16 protein-coding genes and 1 tRNA gene are annotated in these 17,289 nt (G+C 67.3%); 7 read left to right on the top strand and 10 right to left on the bottom strand.

Annotated elements, in window-relative coordinates; all coding sequences use genetic code 11:
- The first annotated feature begins 30 nt into the window (after positions 1-30).
- The 3 genes from Q0653_RS01535 to Q0653_RS01525 all read left to right on the top strand — a co-directional run bounded on the left by Q0653_RS01535 (position 31) and on the right by Q0653_RS01525 (position 1,852).
- Positions 31-864: a formate/nitrite transporter family protein gene (locus tag Q0653_RS01535; RefSeq protein ID WP_298942108.1), complete on the top strand. Its 834-nt coding sequence runs from the start codon at positions 31-33 to the stop codon at positions 862-864.
- A 12-nt stretch (positions 865-876) separates the two neighbouring features.
- Positions 877-958: transfer RNA gene (locus tag Q0653_RS01530), tRNA-Leu, on the top strand.
- Between the two features lie 66 nt (positions 959-1,024).
- Positions 1,025-1,852, top strand: coding sequence for a DedA family protein (locus Q0653_RS01525; protein WP_298942106.1), 828 nt, complete (start codon positions 1,025-1,027; stop codon positions 1,850-1,852).
- 9 nt (positions 1,853-1,861) lie between these two features.
- On the opposite strand, the gene Q0653_RS01520 is transcribed toward Q0653_RS01525, so the two are convergent.
- Complete coding sequence (locus Q0653_RS01520) at positions 1,862-2,722, bottom strand: Ku protein (protein ID WP_298942104.1); 861 nt, start codon at positions 2,720-2,722, stop codon at positions 1,862-1,864.
- An 80-nt stretch (positions 2,723-2,802) separates the two neighbouring features.
- Here Q0653_RS01520 and Q0653_RS01515 point away from each other — a divergent pair, with 80 nt between their 5' ends.
- The gene (locus Q0653_RS01515) at positions 2,803-5,181 is read left to right on the top strand and encodes an ATP-dependent DNA ligase (protein ID WP_298942102.1); all 2,379 of its coding nucleotides are present in this window, start codon (positions 2,803-2,805) and stop codon (positions 5,179-5,181) included.
- A 6-nt stretch (positions 5,182-5,187) separates the two neighbouring features.
- On the opposite strand, the gene Q0653_RS01510 is transcribed toward Q0653_RS01515, so the two are convergent.
- From Q0653_RS01510 to murI, 5 genes are read right to left on the bottom strand one after another with little or no spacing between them, the layout of a single operon-like run.
- On the bottom strand, positions 5,188-5,523 hold the full coding sequence (locus tag Q0653_RS01510; protein WP_298942100.1) for a hypothetical protein: 336 nt from the start codon (positions 5,521-5,523) through the stop codon (positions 5,188-5,190).
- Positions 5,524-6,435, bottom strand: a complete 912-nt coding sequence (locus Q0653_RS01505) for a cation diffusion facilitator family transporter (protein ID WP_298942098.1) — start codon at positions 6,433-6,435, stop codon at positions 5,524-5,526.
- 59 nt (positions 6,436-6,494) lie between these two features.
- Complete coding sequence (gene rdgB, locus Q0653_RS01500) at positions 6,495-7,088, bottom strand: RdgB/HAM1 family non-canonical purine NTP pyrophosphatase (protein ID WP_298741615.1); 594 nt, start codon at positions 7,086-7,088, stop codon at positions 6,495-6,497.
- Positions 7,089-7,109: 21 nt separating this feature from the next.
- A complete protein-coding gene (gene rph / locus Q0653_RS01495; RefSeq protein WP_298741617.1) occupies positions 7,110-7,844 on the bottom strand; it encodes a ribonuclease PH in 735 nt (244 codons plus the stop codon).
- Complete coding sequence (murI, locus tag Q0653_RS01490; protein WP_298741619.1) at positions 7,841-8,668, bottom strand: glutamate racemase; 828 nt, start codon at positions 8,666-8,668, stop codon at positions 7,841-7,843. The genes rph and murI overlap by 4 nt, the downstream gene beginning before the upstream one ends.
- Before the next feature lie 53 nt (positions 8,669-8,721).
- Between murI and Q0653_RS01485 the strand changes: the two genes are divergently transcribed.
- Positions 8,722-10,047, top strand: a complete 1,326-nt coding sequence (locus Q0653_RS01485; protein ID WP_298741621.1) for a nicotinate phosphoribosyltransferase — start codon at positions 8,722-8,724, stop codon at positions 10,045-10,047.
- A 141-nt stretch (positions 10,048-10,188) separates the two neighbouring features.
- On the opposite strand, the gene Q0653_RS01480 is transcribed toward Q0653_RS01485, so the two are convergent.
- Positions 10,189-11,595: an IS1380 family transposase gene (locus Q0653_RS01480; RefSeq protein WP_298942094.1), complete on the bottom strand. Its 1,407-nt coding sequence runs from the start codon at positions 11,593-11,595 to the stop codon at positions 10,189-10,191.
- A 314-nt stretch (positions 11,596-11,909) separates the two neighbouring features.
- On the opposite strand from Q0653_RS01480, the gene Q0653_RS01475 reads away from it, so the two are divergent.
- The gene (locus Q0653_RS01475; protein WP_196382795.1) at positions 11,910-12,221 is read left to right on the top strand and encodes a hypothetical protein; all 312 of its coding nucleotides are present in this window, start codon (positions 11,910-11,912) and stop codon (positions 12,219-12,221) included.
- Between the two features lie 271 nt (positions 12,222-12,492).
- Complete coding sequence (locus tag Q0653_RS01470; protein WP_242089264.1) at positions 12,493-13,650, top strand: S1 family peptidase; 1,158 nt, start codon at positions 12,493-12,495, stop codon at positions 13,648-13,650.
- A 294-nt stretch (positions 13,651-13,944) separates the two neighbouring features.
- Here Q0653_RS01470 and Q0653_RS01465 read toward each other — a convergent pair whose 3' ends face one another.
- Genes Q0653_RS01465 through Q0653_RS01455 form a run of 3 tightly spaced genes read right to left on the bottom strand, consistent with a single transcriptional unit; the run spans position 13,945 to position 17,181 of the window.
- Complete coding sequence (locus Q0653_RS01465; protein ID WP_298741623.1) at positions 13,945-14,229, bottom strand: DUF3039 domain-containing protein; 285 nt, start codon at positions 14,227-14,229, stop codon at positions 13,945-13,947.
- A gap of 40 nt (positions 14,230-14,269) precedes the next feature.
- Positions 14,270-15,826 carry a hypothetical protein gene (locus Q0653_RS01460; protein WP_298942087.1) on the bottom strand — a complete coding sequence of 519 codons (1,557 nt, stop codon included), beginning with the start codon at positions 15,824-15,826 and terminating at the stop codon, positions 14,270-14,272.
- Positions 15,802-17,181 (bottom strand): ATP-binding cassette domain-containing protein, encoded by a 1,380-nt coding sequence (locus tag Q0653_RS01455; RefSeq protein WP_298942086.1) that lies wholly within the window; start codon positions 17,179-17,181, stop codon positions 15,802-15,804. Before Q0653_RS01455 ends, Q0653_RS01460 begins: the two co-directional genes overlap by 25 nt.
- Positions 17,182-17,289: the final 108 nt, after the last annotated feature.

Below are 17,289 nucleotides of genomic sequence, written 5' to 3'. Positions count from 1 at the left end.
TGTGGTCAGGCCACACGTAGACTCAGTCTCGTGCTGAGCATCTCCGACACTCTCGGCGTCCAGGCCGATGCCGCCGCCCACAAGGCCGCCGGCCTGCGCACGCTCGGACGGTTCGCCGTGTCCGGGATGCTCGCCGGCGCCTACATCGGCATCGGCGTCGTCCTCATGGTGTCGGTCGCCGGCCCCCTGTTGACGGCGGGCGACGGTTTGGCAAAACTCGTCAGCGGACTGGTGTTCGGCGTGGCCCTCACTCTCGTCGTCTTCGCCGGCGGCGACCTCGTCACCTCGGCGATGATGACTCTCCCCCAGGGCGCCCTGATCCGCGCCGTCTCCCCCGGACGAGCGGCGGCCACGATCGCCGTCACGTTCGTCATGAACCTCCTCGGCGCGCTCCTCTTCGCCGGGCTCATCGTGGTCTCGGGCGTGCTCCACTCGAACGCGCCGGCCGGGCAGATGCTGGCCGGGATGCTGGAGAGCAAGGCGCACGAAAGTCCGCTCGAGCTCATCGTCCGCGGCATCCTCTGCAATGTGCTCGTGTGCCTGGCGATCTGGATGTGCGCGCGCGTTCGCTCCGACGTCGCGAAGATCTTGCTGATCTTCGCCGCGATCCTCGCGTTCATCAGCTCGGGCTTCGAGCACGTCGTCGCGAACATGACGACCTACGCGATCGGACTGTTCTCGGGTGATCCGAACGCGACGCTCGGCCTGTTCGCCGGCAACCTCTGGTGGGTCGGACTCGGCAACTTGATCGGCGGCGGCCTCATCGTCGGATTGGGGTACTGGATCATCGGCGGATCTCCGCGCCTCGATCGGATGCCGGAGACCGGACAACCGTCGACGGCATCGCTCAGTGCTCGCCGATAGACTGGTCACCGCGCGGGAGTGGTGAAATTGGCAGACACGCAGGATTTAGGTTCCTGTGCTTTCGAGCGTGTGGGTTCAAGTCCCACCTTCCGCACGGTGAGGGCCAGTAAGCTCACGCCAGTTCTACCGCCGACCGCACGCACGACCGACGGGACTCCCAGTGCACCACATCGCCCTCATCCCCTGGCTCGACCCTGAGTTGATCATCAATTCGGCGGGCCCGTGGGCGCTGCTGGTGGTCTGTTTCATCGTCTTCGCCGAGACGGGGCTGCTCGTCGGCTTCCTGCTGCCCGGTGACACGCTTCTCGTGATCTCTGGCCTGCTTTCACACTCGACCGACACACTCCCCAACGGCGTGTTCGGCGTGAACGTGTGGATCGTGGCCCTCGCCATCGCGCTTTCTGCCTTCCTGGGCGGTGAAGTCGGCTATTACATCGGCCACAAGGGTGGTCCCGCGGTCTTCGAGAAGAAGGAGTCCGGCCTCTTCAGCCGGAAGAACGTCGAGCGCACCAACGCGTTCTTCGAGCGCTACGGGGGGCTCACCGTCATCCTCGCGCGCTTCGTCCCGATCGTGCGCACCTTCGCCCCGGTCGCCGCCGGCGTCGGGCACATGCCGTGGCGCCGCTACTCCCTCTACAACCTCATCGGCGCGATCCTGTGGGGCTTCGGCCTCACCATGCTCGGCTACCTGATCGGATTCGTCCCCTGGATCTCCGAGCTCGTCACCGAGTACATCGACGTCATCCTCCTCGTCGCGGTCGGCGGCACCGCGCTGGTCACACTGTGGCATTACTTCTCGGAACGCCGGAAGGTCCGCAAGGAGCTCGCCGAGGGTGTTCCCCCGGTCGTGGATGCCGCCGATGCCCACGAGCTGACCCTCACCTCCGAGTCGTTCGAGGTCGCACCCGACATCCACCGGTCGGCACCGGAGGTCTTCGACGCAGACGATGACGACGCGCCGCGCAGCGGCACCACACCCGCCGTCTGAGAAACGACCTCAGGAGGCTTTCTTGGCCTTCGCCGACTTCTTCTTCGGTGCCGATTCGGACGCCGCCCCGTCGCCCTGACGTGCTGCCCGGCTCCGCTCCACACTGGCCTTCAGCGCGGCCATGAGGTCGATCACCTCACCTCCAGAATCCTTCTCGGGTCGGTCGCCGAAGGTCTCGGAGGTGTCGAGCGCGTCACCCTTGTCGAGCTTGGCATCGATGAGCGTGCGCAGTTCCTGCTGATACTCGTCGACGAACTGCGTCGGGTCGAAATCGCTCGAAAAGCTCTCCACGAGCGATGCCGAGAGCTCCAGTTCTTTCGCGGAGATCTTCACCGGCTCATCGAGCGCGGCGAACGTCGCTTCCCGCACTTCGTCGGACCACAACAGGGTCTGCAGGACCAAGACCTCTCCGCGGACGCGGAGAGCCGCCAGGCGCGTCTTCTGACGCAGCGAGAACCGCACGATGGCGGTGCGGTCGGTCTGCTCGAGCGTCTTGCGCAGCAGGACGTAGGCCTTCGGGGAGGCGGAATCGGGTTCGAGGTAGTAAGCCTTGTCGAGCGTCAGCAGGTCGATCTGGTCGCTCGGCACGAACTCGACGACCTCGATCTCGCGACTGCGCTCGGCGGGAAGCGCAGCGATGTCCTCCGATGTGAGCACGACCGTGCGCTCCCCGTCGTCGTAGGCCTTGTCGATCTCGGCGTACGGCACGATCTCGCCGTCGATCTCGCAGATGCGCTGATACCGGATGCGTCCGCCGTCGGCGCCGTGCACCTGATGGAGCGGGACGTCATGGTCTTCGGTGGCCGAGTACACCTTGACCGGCACATTCACGAGCCCGAACGTGAGGGCGCCTTTCCAGATCGTTCTCATGACCCCAGTGAACACCGGTCACAGTGGTGACCGCCACTCCCTTGACTGCTGGCTGGACGTGGGGGCGCTAGCCTGACGAGATGCCAGGCAGTGGACAGCTCGTCGACGTGGCCGGACGCCGCCTGCGCCTGACCAACCTCGACAAGGTTCTCTACCCGCACACCGGAACCACCAAGGGCGAGGTTATCGACTACATCACGCGCATCGCGCCACTGATGCTGCCGCACCTCGCGGGACGGCCCGTGACGCGCCTCCGATGGCCCGAGGGCGTCGACCATCCCCCGTTCTTCGCGAAAGCGCTCGAAGCCGGCGCACCTGAGTGGCTCCCCCGACGCGCGATAGATCACTCGACCGGGGCGAAGGACTATCCGCTCATCGAAGACCTACCCGCCCTTGTGTACCTCGCTCAGGTGGCGAGCCTGGAGCTCCACACGCCCCAGTGGCGCTTTGCCCCGGACGGTGGGCGCAGGCATCCAGACCGACTCGTGCTCGACCTCGACCCCGGATCCGGCGTCGGACTTGCGGAGTGCGCGGAGGTCGCACGCCTGTTGCGGGCCATCCTCGATGATCTGGGCTTGCCGTGCTTTCCGGTCACGAGCGGAAGCAAAGGTCTTCATCTGTATGCCCGGCTCGACGGCTCACGCTCGAGCGAGGAGATGTCGGCGTTCGCGAAGGAGCTTGCCCGATTGCTCGAGGCCGACCACCCGGATCTCGTCGTCAGTCAGATGTCGAAGAGTCTTCGGGCGGGTCGCGTGTTCCTCGACTGGAGCCAGAACAACGCGGCCAAGACCACGATCGCGCCCTACTCGCTCCGGGGCCGGGACGCGCCGACCGTCGCCGCACCACGCACGTGGGCGGAGCTCGATGACCCCGGCCTCCGCCAGGTGCGCTTCGACGAGATGCTCGGCCGAGCCGAAGAGTTCGGCGATCCTCTCGCCGACCTGGCCCCGCGCTCGGCATCTCCGATCGCGAGTTACCTCGCCAAGCGGTCGGCCGCGCGCACGCCCGAGCCCATGCCGGCCGCGGTGACGGAATCCGCCGGGGCAGGGACGAGATTCGTGGTCCATGAGCACCACGCGTCGCGTCTGCATTTCGATCTGCGGCTGGAGCGCGACGGCGTCCTCATGAGCTGGGCGGTCCCTCGCGGTATCCCCGAGTCCACCGAGCGCAATCATCTGGCCGTGATGACCGAGCCGCATCCCCCCGAGTACCTGACCTTCGCCGGAGACATTCCACGAGGAGAATATGGCGCCGGGACGATGACGATCTGGGACACCGGGAGCTACGTCACCGAGAAGTGGCGCGATGACGAGATCATCGTGACGGTCGCGGGACGACCGGGTGGTCCGCTGGGGTCCGCGCGGCTGGCCCTCATCCGCACACAGGGAGCGGGTGAGAAGTCGCAGTGGCTTCTCCACCGCATGCCGCTCGCACCCGCTCCGGGGACGGCGACGCGGGGAGCGCATCCCTCAACGAGGCCGCCCGGCCGCGCCGTCGGAGCTGCCGGGCCCATGCTCGCCACGCCGGCCACCGAGGCCGAGGCCACGCGAGCCGCGAAGCGATGGGGTACCCCCTGGGTCGAGTTCAAATGGGACGGCATCCGCGCCGTCGGCAGATGGGACGGGCACCGCCTGACATTGCACGCGCGCAGTGGAACCGACATCACATCCCGCTATCCCGAACTCACGGGCGGCGACCCCGGGTTCGGCCCGGAGCCGTTGACGGTGGACGGCGAGATCGTCGCGTTCGGCACGGGCGGCACCCCGAGTTTCAGCCGACTGCAGAACCGCATGCACGTGACGAAGCCCCGCGAGATCGAACGCGAGGCCGCGCGCACTCCCGTGACCTTCGTGCTGTTCGATGCGCTCGCGTCGGGCGCGACGGATGCCGAGGAGATCCCCCTCTCCGAGCGGCGCGCTCTCCTGGAAGAGCGCGCTCGGGGGGCCGTCTCTGCGATCGTGGTGCCCCCCATCGCCGACGATGTCGCCAGCGCCCTGGTCACGGCACGTGCACTCGGGCTGGAGGGCGTCGTGGTGAAGGATCCGAGGTCTGTCTACCGGGCGGGCGCCCGATCGGAGGCGTGGCTCAAAGTCAAGATCACGCACACACAGGACGTCGTCATCGGCGGGATCCGGCCCGGGCGCGGCGGCCGAACCGGTGAGATCGGGTCTCTGCTCCTCGGCATTCCGGGGCCGGAGGGACTGGAATACGTGGGCCGAGTCGGCTCGGGGTTCACCGACCGCGAACTCGCGCGGCTCGACGCCATCCTCGTCCGCTCGACCGTGAACCCCTTCCTCGCGGTTCCGGATGCCGACGCATCCGACGCGCTCTGGGTGGAACCCCGTCTCGTCGGCGAAGTCGAGTTCGCTGAGTTCACCCCCAACGACACTCTGCGGCATGCGCGATGGCGGGGGCTCCGCCCGGACATGACCCCCGCGGACGTGCATCGCGCGCCCTGAGTGGCGTCAGTCGTCGGCGGCGGAGATGCCGTTCCCGTCGTCGGCGAAGACGACCACCTCGTCGCCGACGAGCGCGAACTGCAGCGACGTGCCCACCGGAAACAGCGCACGCAATTCGAGCGGGGCGACCGCTTCCACCGTGAACTCGGCCGTTGCGGGGAAAGCGCCCACCCCACACCCGGAGTACACCTGCCCGCTGAACGTACGGTCTTGGAAGTTGACGCTGTCGGTGGGCACGACCGCGATACACGCCTGCGGCGCCTCGTCCCCCGGCTCATCGACGGTCAACACCGTCAACCCGAGGAACTCGTAGGAACGCGCGAGGGCACCCCGCCGCGGCACTCAGCCGTGCCGGTCGTGTTCACGATGGCCCGCCGGTTCGAACTGGAACGTCGAGTGTTCGACATCGAAGTGCGTGGACAGGCATCCCTGCAGGCGTGACAGCAGCGGTGCCGACCCTCCGCTGAGTACCGCGTCGTCGACGACGACGTGTGCGGTGAACACCGGGGCACCGCGAGTGAGTTGCCACACGTGCACGTCGTGGACATCGACGACTCCCGGTTCGCCGAGGATGTGCTCTCGGATCGCGCTCACCTCGGTCCCCTGCGGAGCACGCTCCCCCAGCACCGAGAAAACCTCCCGAAGAAGCGCCACGGCGCGCGGCAGGATCATCGCCGCGATGACGAGCGACGCGATCGCGTCGACCGGCATCCACCCGGTGACGGCGATGACGATGGCAGCGACGATCACGACGGCAGAGCCGATCAGGTCGCCCACAACCTCGAGGTACGCGCCGCGCACGTTGATACTGCGCTTCTGCGCGGCGCTCAGCAGGTACATCGAGACCGCGTTGGCGATGAGGCCGACCGTCGCGACGACGAGCATGAGCCCCGCGGCGATGTCCACCTCGCTCGGCCGAAGGAGACGTCCGAGCGCTTCGATGGCGATCCACACCATCAGCGCGATCAGGATGACGGCGTTCACCAGCGCACCGAAGACTTCGGCACGCTGGTAGCCGTACGTGTTGCGGTCATCCGCCGGGCGCGCCGCGACCCGCGAGGCGATCAGGGCGATCACGAGCGCCGAAGAATCCGTGAACATGTGAGCGGCATCGGCCAGGAGCGCAAGCGATCCGGTCAGGACGGCGCCGACGACCTGGACGAGCATGACGCTTGCCGTCAACGCCAGTGACATCACCAGCAGTCGCTGGTTGCTCGAACCCCGGATGCCGCCGGCGGGTGCGTGATCGTGCATGCTTCGAGGCTAGGCCCCGAGACGCGTGCCGGCCTGCCTCCGCACCCAGTCGGGAACGGTTATCGCTCCAGGTCTGCCAGCAACGGAGCCAGTGCCACGAAGGCGCGCGCGCGATGGGATGCCGCATTCTTCTCTTCGGCGCTGAGGTCCGCCGCACTCCTGCCGCCCTGCCCGTCGGGGAGGAAGATCGGGTCATATCCGAAGCCGCCGTCCCCCGACGGGCGCCGTGCGAGCCGTCCGGGCCACAGCCCTTCGACGACGTGCTCGTCGCCCCCCGGCGTCACCAACGCGATCGTCGAGACGAATCGGGCCGTGCGGTGTGGATCGGCGATGTCGGCGAGCTGATCGAGGAGCAACTCGAGGTTCGCGACGGCATCCTTCTTGTGCCCCGCCCAGTAGGCGGAGAAGACCCCGGGTGCACCCCCCAGAACGTCGACACAGATCCCCGAGTCATCTGCCAGCGCAGGCAGCCCCGTATGGGCCGCCGCGGCGCGAGCCTTGATCAGGGCGTTGTCAGCGAAAGTCACACCGTCTTCGACCGGCTCAGGACCGTCGTATCCGATGACCTCGAGGTCCGGCCGTGTCGCCGCGACGATCGCGCCGAACTCCTCGACTTTGTGCGGATTATGCGTCGCAAGGACGATTCTGCTCATGCGTCAGCCCCGCCCGAGGACTCAGGCCTGCAGTGCCGCGGCCTGCTGCTCACGCAGGTCAGCGCAGCCGGCGACGCCGAGGTCGAGAAGGGCGTCGAGCTCACGCTTGTCGAAGGGGGCACCCTCTGCGGTGCCCTGCACCTCGACGAACAAGCCCCGACCGGTGACGACGACGTTCATGTCGGTCTCGGCGCGGACGTCCTCGACGTAGGCGAGGTCGAGCATCGGCTCGCCGTCGATGATGCCGACCGAGATCGCGGCGACGGAATCGATGAGAACCTTCGCGTTCTTGCCGACAAGCCCCTTCGCTCGGCCCCACTCGATCGCGTCGGCCAACGCGACATACGCTCCGGTGATCGCAGCCGTCCGCGTGCCGCCGTCGGCCTGCAGCACATCGCAGTCGATGACGATCGTGTTCTCGCCCAGCGCTTTCGTGTCGACGACGGCGCGAAGCGCACGCCCGATGAGCCGCGAGATCTCGTGGGTGCGACCGCCGACCTTGCCCTTGATCGACTCGCGATCGTTGCGCGAGTTGGTGGCGCGCGGCAGCATCGCATACTCCGCCGTCACCCACCCCTTGCCTTTGCCGGTGAGCCAGCGCGGAACGCCGCCCGTGAAGGAGGCCGTGCACAGCACCTTCGTGGCACCGAATGAGATGAGCGCCGAGCCTTCGGCGTGTGCGCTCCAGCCCCGCTCGATCACGACGGGGCGCAGCTGATCGACGGTGCGTCCGTCTTTTCGGATGGTCTCGGTCATGAGGTTCCCTTCGGAAGGTCGATGGCGCCGGTCTGCACCAATCGCACGGAAGATACGCCGCGGCCCATCAGCCGATCGGCGAGGCGGAGGAAGTCATCGGCCGACGCGCCGGTGGCCTCGTACACGTGGGTGGGGACGGCATCCGGCCCCGCGAGCAGGTCGCGCGAGACCAGCTGCCGATAGACGTCCTTCGCCGTTTCGGTGTCGCTGCTCACGAGCGAGACGTCCGGACCCATCACGTAGCTGATCGCCCCTTCGAGAAACGGGTAGTGCGTGCATCCGAGGACGAGTGTGTCGACCCCCGCATGGCGCAGCGGTGCCAGGTACTCCTCGGCTACCGCGAGTACCTCCGGCGAGCCGGTGACGCCGGCCTCGACGAAATCGACGAAGCGGGGGCAGGCCGCCGCAGAGATCGTGAGCTCGGGATGGACGCCGAGCATGTCTTGGTAGACACCGGAGCTGATCGTGCCGTCGGTGCCGATGACGCCCACCCGACCGCTGCGGGTGGTGGCGATCGCCGTCCGGACAGCCGGACCGATCACCTCGACGACGGGCACGTCGTACCGCTCGCGCGCATCGCGAAGAAGAGCGGCGGATGCGGTGTTGCAGGCGATGACGAGCATCTTCACACCCTCGGATACCAGCGTGTCGAGAACCTCGAGACCATACCGGCGCACGTCGGCGATCGGCTTCGGCCCATAGGGAGAGTGCGCGGTGTCGCCGATGTACTGGATCGATTCGCGCGGCAACAACTGTGAGACGGCTCGGGCGACGGTGAGGCCGCCGACGCCGGAGTCGAAGATTCCGATCGGAGCGTCATTCACGATTGTTCAGCCTACTCGCCGACGACGCACCGACACGTCGATAGAGTGACCGCATGCCGCCCTCGACCGCCCTGCTCACCGACCGCTACGAGCTCACGATGCTCGACGCCGCCCTCCGAGACGGGACCGCCGGGCGCCCCTGCGTCTTCGAGCTGTTCGGCCGCCGTCTGCCCGGCGCCCGACGCTTCGGCGTCGTCGCCGGAACGGGGCGGTTCCTGCGGGAGCTTCGGGAGTTCCGGTTCGGTGAGGACGAGTTGCGCTACCTGCGTGACGAGCACGTGGTCAGCGCGGAGACCCTCGCATTCTTGGAGGGGTACCGATTCTCGGGGTCGGTCACCGGCTACCGCGAGGGCGAGCTGTACTTCCCCGGCTCTCCGATCCTCACGGTGGAAGGCACCTTCGCCGAAGCGGTCGTCTTGGAGACGCTCGCGCTCAGCATCATGAATCACGACTCCGCCGTCGCGAACGCCGCCGCCCGCATGAGCATCGCCGCCGGCGATCGACCTCTCTCCGAGATGGGCTCACGACGCGCGGGCGAGCGATCGGCCGTGGCGGCCGCCCGAGCCGCCTACATCGCCGGCTTCGGTGCAACCAGCAACCTGGAGGCTGGCCGGACGTGGGGCATCCCCACGATGGGGACGGCAGCACACGCGTGGACCCTCCTCCACGACACGGAAGAGGCGGCGTTTCGCAGTCAGATCGAGGCTCTGGGCATCGACACGACGCTGCTGATCGACACCTACGACATCACCGAGGGAGTAGCCCTGGCAGTGCGCGTCGCCGGCACCGGCCTCGGCGGCGTGCGCATCGATTCCGGCGATCTGCCGACCGTCGCCGCGCAGGTGCGCGCTCACCTGGACGAGCTTGGCGCCAGCGGCACGAAAATCACGGTCACCAGCGATCTGGACGAGTTCGCGATCGCCGCATTGGCGGCATCCCCCGTCGATGCATACGGCGTCGGCACCTCCGTCGTCACGGGCTCGGGCGCTCCCACAGCGGGCATGGTGTACAAGCTCGTCGCCCGTCAAGATGCCGCCGGTGGCTGGGTCTCGGTCGCGAAGGCGTCGACCGACAAAGCTTCCACCGGCGGTCGGAAAGCCGCCTTTCGCACGCTGGATCGCGGCAAAGCCACGAGCGAGCTGATCTCCGTCGCCGACGGATTCGAGCAGGTCGCCAGCGCCGCGCAGTACCCGGACGCACGCCCCTTGCAGGTCGCGCTGGTCGAGGCGGGCGAACCGGTGAACGATGCCGAGGGCCCGGCCGGTGTGCGCGCCGCGCGAGCGCACCATCTGCGCGTCCGTGAAGAACTCCCCGTTCGCGCACTCGCCCTCAGCAGGTCAGATCCCGCGTTGCCAACCGTCTACGTCGACGCCGACTAAGCCTCGATCCACCGATGAGCTTTGGGTGGGCCGGGCTGGCGTGGTCGGTGTGCGGTGGCGTGTCGTGGGCAGGGTTGAGCTCCGGGCGTCGCATCCCGGTCGTCCACTGGCTCCTCGGTCGTGCCGCGGTCGCGGCCATGGTCAGACGGCCGCGACTGGTGGCGGCGCGTGCGTGATCGTGAATAGCTGGGTGAACGCGTTCTGCCAGGGCCAGGCCTCAGGTAGGTGCAGCGTGATCCGGCGCGCGGAGCGCGCCAGCCGCGCCGGGACGTGGATCAGGGTGCGGCGGATCGTCGCGGTCGTCGCTCTCGCGAGCCGTCCCACCCGATCGGCGATGATTCCGGCAGTCCGGGTGAGGTTGAACGCGATCACGGCGAGGACGAGCCAGGCGCTGTTCGCGGTGAACACTCCGCAGGGCAGGTGCGCGAGCGGCCCGGCTTTGAGGTCGGCGTGGACTTGCTCGATGATCGCGTGAGCGCGGTGGGTCTTGTCCGCCACCACGGTGTCCATGTCGTCCGTTTTGGTCGTGGTGAAGAACGCGTGGTGCCGCCAGGTGTCGAACAGTGTCGGTTGCTCCGCCTGTGCCGGGTTCAGGTCGGGGATCCGGCGGACCACCAGCCGTCCCGCGACGCGTTCGGCTTTCTTGCGGGAGCGGAACGCGGTGAAGTCGATCTCGGCGACCTCGGCTTTGGAGATCAACTGGCCTGTGGCTTCGTCACGGATTGAGTCGGTGTACTCGATCATCTCCCACGCGTCATCCGGGATGGTCGCGATCGCGGCCTTCACCGCCGGGTCCATCCGGACGGTCACCGACACGTCGGCGCCGGCTTTGATCGCGGTGCCGATCGTGGCGTGGCCGTAGAACGCGGAATCCGCCCGCAGCAACGGCCGAGCCCCTGCGGCGACGCCGGTGCGGCGCAGGGTGGCGAGGGCGTCACCGACGATCCGTGCGGCGCCTTTCGGGGATCCGGTCTTCCCCTGCCGCAGCCGCTGCCCGAGGATCACCGGCGCCGATGCCGACGTCGATGCCGTGGCGATCAGTGCGTTCAAACCGCGGACACCGGAGTACCCGAACGAGGCGCCCTGCTTCTGGTATCCGTGGACCTCGATGATCGTGTCGTCCAGATCCACCATCACCCGCTCACCAGCCCGCACCCGCAGCAGCGGCGCAGCCGAAGCGAGGTTCGCCAGGACGCGGGAGGCGACCGCATCGAGCTGCCGGACGTGTCCGAACCGGAACTCGCGAAGGAACGATCCCAGCGTCGATGGCGTATACGTCCGATCGAACAACCGGCCCATCCCGCCGTGGCGGAGCAGATTCATGTCGTCGATCGAGTCCGCCCCGGCGAGCATCCCCGCCACCAGCGACATCACCTTCGCGCCCGCGTTCGCGCCCTTGTCCGTCGGGACGCTCAACCGCTCACGCGCGAGCTCGTCCAGCCCCGCGGAACGCGCGAGTCGCAGCATCGGCACCAGCCCCGCGGCCGACATGAGATTCGGATCATCGAACACCGCTGACACCGCGGCAGGAGCGTGCTTGAATTGCATCTACGAGATGCCTCTCGTTTCTGGGAATTGGAACCTTAGACAAGCTCTATTTTCCCTGATCCGAGGGGCATTTCCGGTCAATGCTCCCACCCATTCAATACTGCGATTCATCGGTGAATCGAGGGTGCGCTCAGGAGCTTACTGATGGAGCTTGATCGCGCGATGGATTCTGCCCTGGTCTGTGGCGCGTCGGGACATGCCGATGCGAGCCCCGCATCCCGCTCCAGCGGAGGGGGCTACCCTGATCGATCGCTTGCCAGACCGAGAACCGTGTTGAGCTGTTAGAAAGGGTTGTGATGAAAGCGCAGGGGTCGATGAGCAACCGGTCCGTGTGGGTGTTCGAGTCGGTCGTCACCGCGCTCGTCGTGTTAGGGCTCATATACGTTGCGAGCTTCCGCTACGCCCGACCACTCGTGGATCCCGCACCGCCGCCCCCGGACTACGCCCTGCAGGCAACCATCGCATATGTCGGCGCCGGGCTCGTTTCCATCCTTGCCGTGCTGCTGACACTGTTGCTCACACGTCGGCCCACGCCACGATTCTCGTCGGCGCTCGGGGTAGCAGCGATCATCGTGGCGAGTGGAGTCGGCGTCGTAGTCGTCGCGTTCTTGGTCCCTGCGGCGTAAATGTATGCAGGAGCATCTAGGCAAGCGCATTCCGGATTGATACTTTCTCAAGATGTCTCGCGCTCGCGGGGCAACTTGAGAGGAACACATGAAACGACGGATCTTCGCAGGAGCCTGCAGTCTCGGGCTTATCAGTGCCGCGCTGGTCGCTGCATCTCCCGCAGTGGCCGAGCCCAGGCCGTCTTCGGAAGGAGCGGCGCCCGGGCTCCCGACTGTTGCAATCTCATAACCCGCGCCAGAAGGCACCACTATCGCTGCGGACCTGCCTGGCATGAAGGCGCTCGATATCGACTCGACCCTCGCCATCAGTGAGATCGTTCAGGACGACGTCGACGGTTCGATCAACACCGTGACTTGGGACAGCGACAGAGACGTCATCCAGTTCTACGTCTACGGAGACTCCTCCGAACTCACCCGCACCATCGCCGCTGAACTCCCCGGCGATCAGATGTGGGAAGTCATCCCGTCGGCCCGGCCGATCGATGAGCTCGAAGCGACCATCGAGCGGTTGGCCTCATCCCCTGATGCGCTTCCTGCAGGAATGACATTCGTCTCCGGCACTCCCGCACCCGACGGCGCATCGATCACTCTCGGTATCGAGGAATCCCCGACCTCGCGTTCCCGCGCCCAAGAGGCACCAGACGAGTTGCTCGGCATTCCCGTTGAGTTCAAGGCAGAAGAGCGCGCGCAGACAACCACTCGCGTTCGTACCGCAGCCCCGCTCGTCGCCGGCGGCTACATGGAGGGCCCAACATCTGGCGACGACATGTCCTGCTCCACCGGGTATCCCGTACTGCGGTACCAAGACAGCCAGTACAACATGATCACCGCAGACCACTGCACCGACATACAGGGCGCAAGCTGGAAGTGGGGCGGAGGATCGCACACCGTCGGGAGCTCCACATTCCAGGCAGCTGGAGACACGGACCTCGAGCTGTTTATCGAGCCTGCGTCGCTCTCGACCTGGATCTTCGTTGGAAGCCACACCGACGCGTCAACAGTGTTGCCCATCCGTGGCTACGTGTCACCCGTCGGCGGGAACAGCGTCTGCTACAGCGGATCGCGCTCGGGCCTGGTGTGCGCCAACACCCTCGAGAACTCCGACACCTACAACTGCATCGCGTTCCTCCAGTGCTACTGGACGCGATGGAGCACCCAGATTGACGGAACGCCGGCCGCTGGAAACGGCGACAGCGGCGGGCCAGTCTTCGTGCCGCTCACCCGACCCGATGACAACACCATTGGCGCCTACGGTATTGGCATTGTCTCGATGATCCCGTACCCCAGTCCCGCCACGTGCACGGGCGACCCGGGGACGGGCACGACGCCTGACGAGGGCCGGAAGTGCTCGGCCAACGTCGGATTCGCACCCCTGAGCCGCTGGGCCAGCGCACAGTCGACTCATCAGCTCGTCATCACTACGCAGTAGCCGATAGGCATGGTGAGCGGGGTCACGCTCCGCTCACCATGTCTGTGGTTTGAGTCCGCCATAGCGAGCATCGTCACCCCCAGCGTGATCACCGTTCGCGTTCGCGTCCTTGTCCGGATCGCTCAACGCTACGGGCACCGACGCCGGGGCTTGTTTGCGCTGCATCTACGAGATGACTGTCAGGGTTGGATGAATAGGACCACAGGGATGCTCCATCCTTCCCGGTCAGAGGGACATTTCCGAGTCGCGTTAGCTGCCCAGCACCCACGGTCATCGGTGGATCGGGGCTAAGGCTCAGCCCACCATCGACTCGTAGATTTCCTTGCACGTCGGGCAGATCGGGAACTTCTCCGGGTCGCGTCCCGGCGTCCACTTCTTGCCGCACAGAGCGCGCACCGGCTTGCCGGTGAGAGCGGACTCGAGGATCTTGTCCTTCTTCACGTAGTGGGAGAACCGCTCGTGGTCGCCCGGCTCGACGTGTTCTTCGCGGAGGAGCTCTTCGAGCTCGCGATCCAGCGTTGCCAACCCGCCCTGATCGGGGCTGTCCAACGGGGCGGGTCCGCCTTGGGGAGTGCTCATGGTCCCCGAGTCTAGCGGCGGCCTGATCGGGGTGGGCGGGTCAGATGGACTCGACGAACTCCATCAGACGGCTCCCGCGGCGGTCGAAGATCGCGCCTCCGCCGAAGACCCCGACCAGCAGCACGGAGAGGCCGATCGCGATGCCGCCCCAGAGCGCGGTCCACGCGTACTCGACGTCGGTCGACAGGGTCAGCCACCCCCACCAGAGGGCCGGAAGCGACAGGACGATGGCACCGATCAAGACGATCCCCTGGGCAAGTCCCCCACCTGTGCGCTGCGGCTGCTGGAAGGGGCTGTCTCCGGGTCGCGAGACGGGGTACGGCGCGAGCGAGGACGAGATCGAGGACAACCCGAGACCGCAGAGGAAAAGACTCCCGCAGACGCCGATCATCGCCGGCAAGATGGCCCATCGGCCGTGCACCATGACCGCGATCGGGATGGACAGCGCGAGCACCGGGACCGCCACGAGCAGGACCGGCGCCAGGCGTCCGACCCGATCGGCGTATCCGCGCACAGCGGCAGCCAGGTGCATCCAGAGCGCCGTGGAGTCATAAGCGAGGTCGTTGTGCGCCAACCATCCGAAGAACAACGCCATGAGCGGCACCGGAACCAGCGCTGCCACCGGCACCGGGACCCCGACGAGAATCAACGGGAGTACCGTGACGACCGCGGCGATCGGGACGATCACGAGGTTGACGAGATGGCGCGGATCGCGCAGCCAGTAGATGAGGCTGCGGGCGGCAATCCCGCCGGAGGGAGTGCCAGGAGTGACGGCGAACCATCCGAGCCCGGCACGCTCCCGCCCGGAACTCGGCCGCTCGATCGTCGTGAGCACGCGCTCGACGAGCCACACCCACAGCACCGCCAGCGCGAGGACCGTGAGAACAGCCACGACGAGCGGGCCGGCAACGCCACCGATGATCGCACGGGCCGGCACTGCGGCGGCGGCACCGAACGGCGTCACCGCGAGCACGTCGACCGCTTCACGCAACGCGTCCGGTACGTCGCCATCCCAGTCGAGCGAGACGAAGAACACCAGGACGGGCACGACGACGACCAAGATCGCGATGAGAAAGATGCCGGTGAGCTCGCGCGAGCGCCGTTCGTGGAGAACGAGTCCGCCGAGCGCCAGCGCGATCTTCGCCAGCAGCACGCACGTGAGGATGCCGAGAATCACGGCGAGCACGCTGACACCGAGCGGCGCACCCTGCGCTGTCCACAGCAGCACCACACAGATTCCCACAGCGACCAGAGCGAGAACGGGGATGCTGACGAAGCTCGCCAACAGCAGGATGCCCGCGAGTGGCCTGGGCGCCGGCCCGAAGACGGCAAACCGCCGCGGGTCGAGTTGATCATCGAACCCGCCGACGAGCGCGGCGGCGAAAAAGCCCGCCGTCGCGGCACAGCCCGCGATAACGGAGACCGTCAGTGCCACGTCGACCGGCGCGGTGCGCAAGCGCAGGACCGCCCCGCACACCGCGGCAACCGCGACGATCAGGATGAGGAGTCCGATGAGCGTGCGGGTGACATGACGGCGATCGCCGCGGAGCGCACCGAAGAGAAGATGCAGCCTCAGCCGGAGAACGTGTGCAGCCACTCGAGGCCCTCCACGTCGTTCGACCCACCGGCAAGTTCGATGAAACGCTGTTCGAGCGTGAGCTCGCCGCGGACCTCGGCGACAGTGCCCGCGGCGAGCACCTGCCCGGCGACGATGACCGCGACGCCCGAGCAGACGCGCTCGACCAGCTCCATCCCATGGCTCGACAGGATGACCGTGCCACCGTGGGAGGTATAGGCAGCGAGGATGTCGAGGATGACACCGCTGGAGACCGGATCGACGGCCTCGAAGGGTTCGTCGAGCACGAGGACACGAGGTGAGTGGATCATGGCTCCGGCGAGCATGACCTTCTTGGTCATTCCGGCGGAGTAGTCCGAGACCGGCCGACCGAGCGCCTCGGTGAGGTCGAAGGCCCGAGCGAGGTCTGCGGTCCGGCTTTCGACGACAGCCGACTTCAGTCCGCGCAACGTGCCGTAGTAGTGCAGCAATTGCCGCCCGGTGAGCCGGTCGAAGGTGCGGAGCCGATCGGGCAGGATCCCCATCTGACGCTTGGCCCGGGCGGGCGACGTGCGCAGATCGATGCCCGCCACCTCGATTGTGCCGCGGTCCGGGCGCAGGAGTCCCGCGATCATCGACAGCGTTGTCGTCTTGCCGGCACCGTTCGGTCCGACGATGCCGTAGAACGTTCCCGCCGCAATCGTCAGGTCGACACTGTCGACCGCGCGTGTGTGACCGAAGGATTTGGAGATGCCACGTGCGCGCAGCGCCGTGATCGCGGTGTCGATGTCCATGTCCGGCAACGCGTCGACATCCGCAGGAGAGCGGGGCGGGTCGACGAGATCGCGCTGGACAGCGACCGCGGGCACGGGCTCCGGTTCCGGTTCCGGTTCCGGCAGAGGCTCCGGTTCCGGCAGAGGCTCCGGTTCCCGTAGCGGTTCCGGTTGCGGCAGAGGCTCCGGCTCCGGCTCCGGCTCCGGCTCCGGTTCCCGTAACGGTTCCGGTAGAGGCTCGCCGTGCGATGGCGCGTCCGTGACGGGGACGGGCGCGAGCACGATCGCGTCGTCGGGGACCGGCGTCTGGTGCGCAGCGAACTGGACGGCGGCGAGGTCTGCGGGAAGCTCCGGCTTGGGCGGAACGACCGCCGCGGGCGCGGGCTTCTTCTTTCGTGGCGTCCGCGGGGTGCCCGTGCGCGGCGGTGTGGCCCGGGGCGTCGGCCGCTTCGCCGGCGGTGCCGGCTTCGGCGGGGCCGGCTTCGGCGGCGTCGCGGGTGTCGTCTCGGCGCGGTCGGATGCTGCCTCAGCGGCCGGAACCGACGGCTTCGGCGGGAGGGCCGATTCGCGAGAAGTGACGGCCTTCTCCGGGTCTTTCTCGGGGCGTGGCAAAGCGGCGGTCACTCGTCCAACCTAGCAAGCCGTACGCGATCGCGTCGGGGGCGTGTCATGGGACGACACCACGCTGATTGTCACGAAACGACAACGTCGTCCGCGCACTCCGGGGGTTCC

It is taken from the genome of uncultured Microbacterium sp. (genome assembly GCF_947488465.1).
GTDB lineage: Bacteria > Actinomycetota > Actinomycetes > Actinomycetales > Microbacteriaceae > Microbacterium.
The sequence above is the reverse complement of the archived record's forward strand: the minus strand, read 5'-3'. Positions and strand labels throughout refer to the sequence as shown.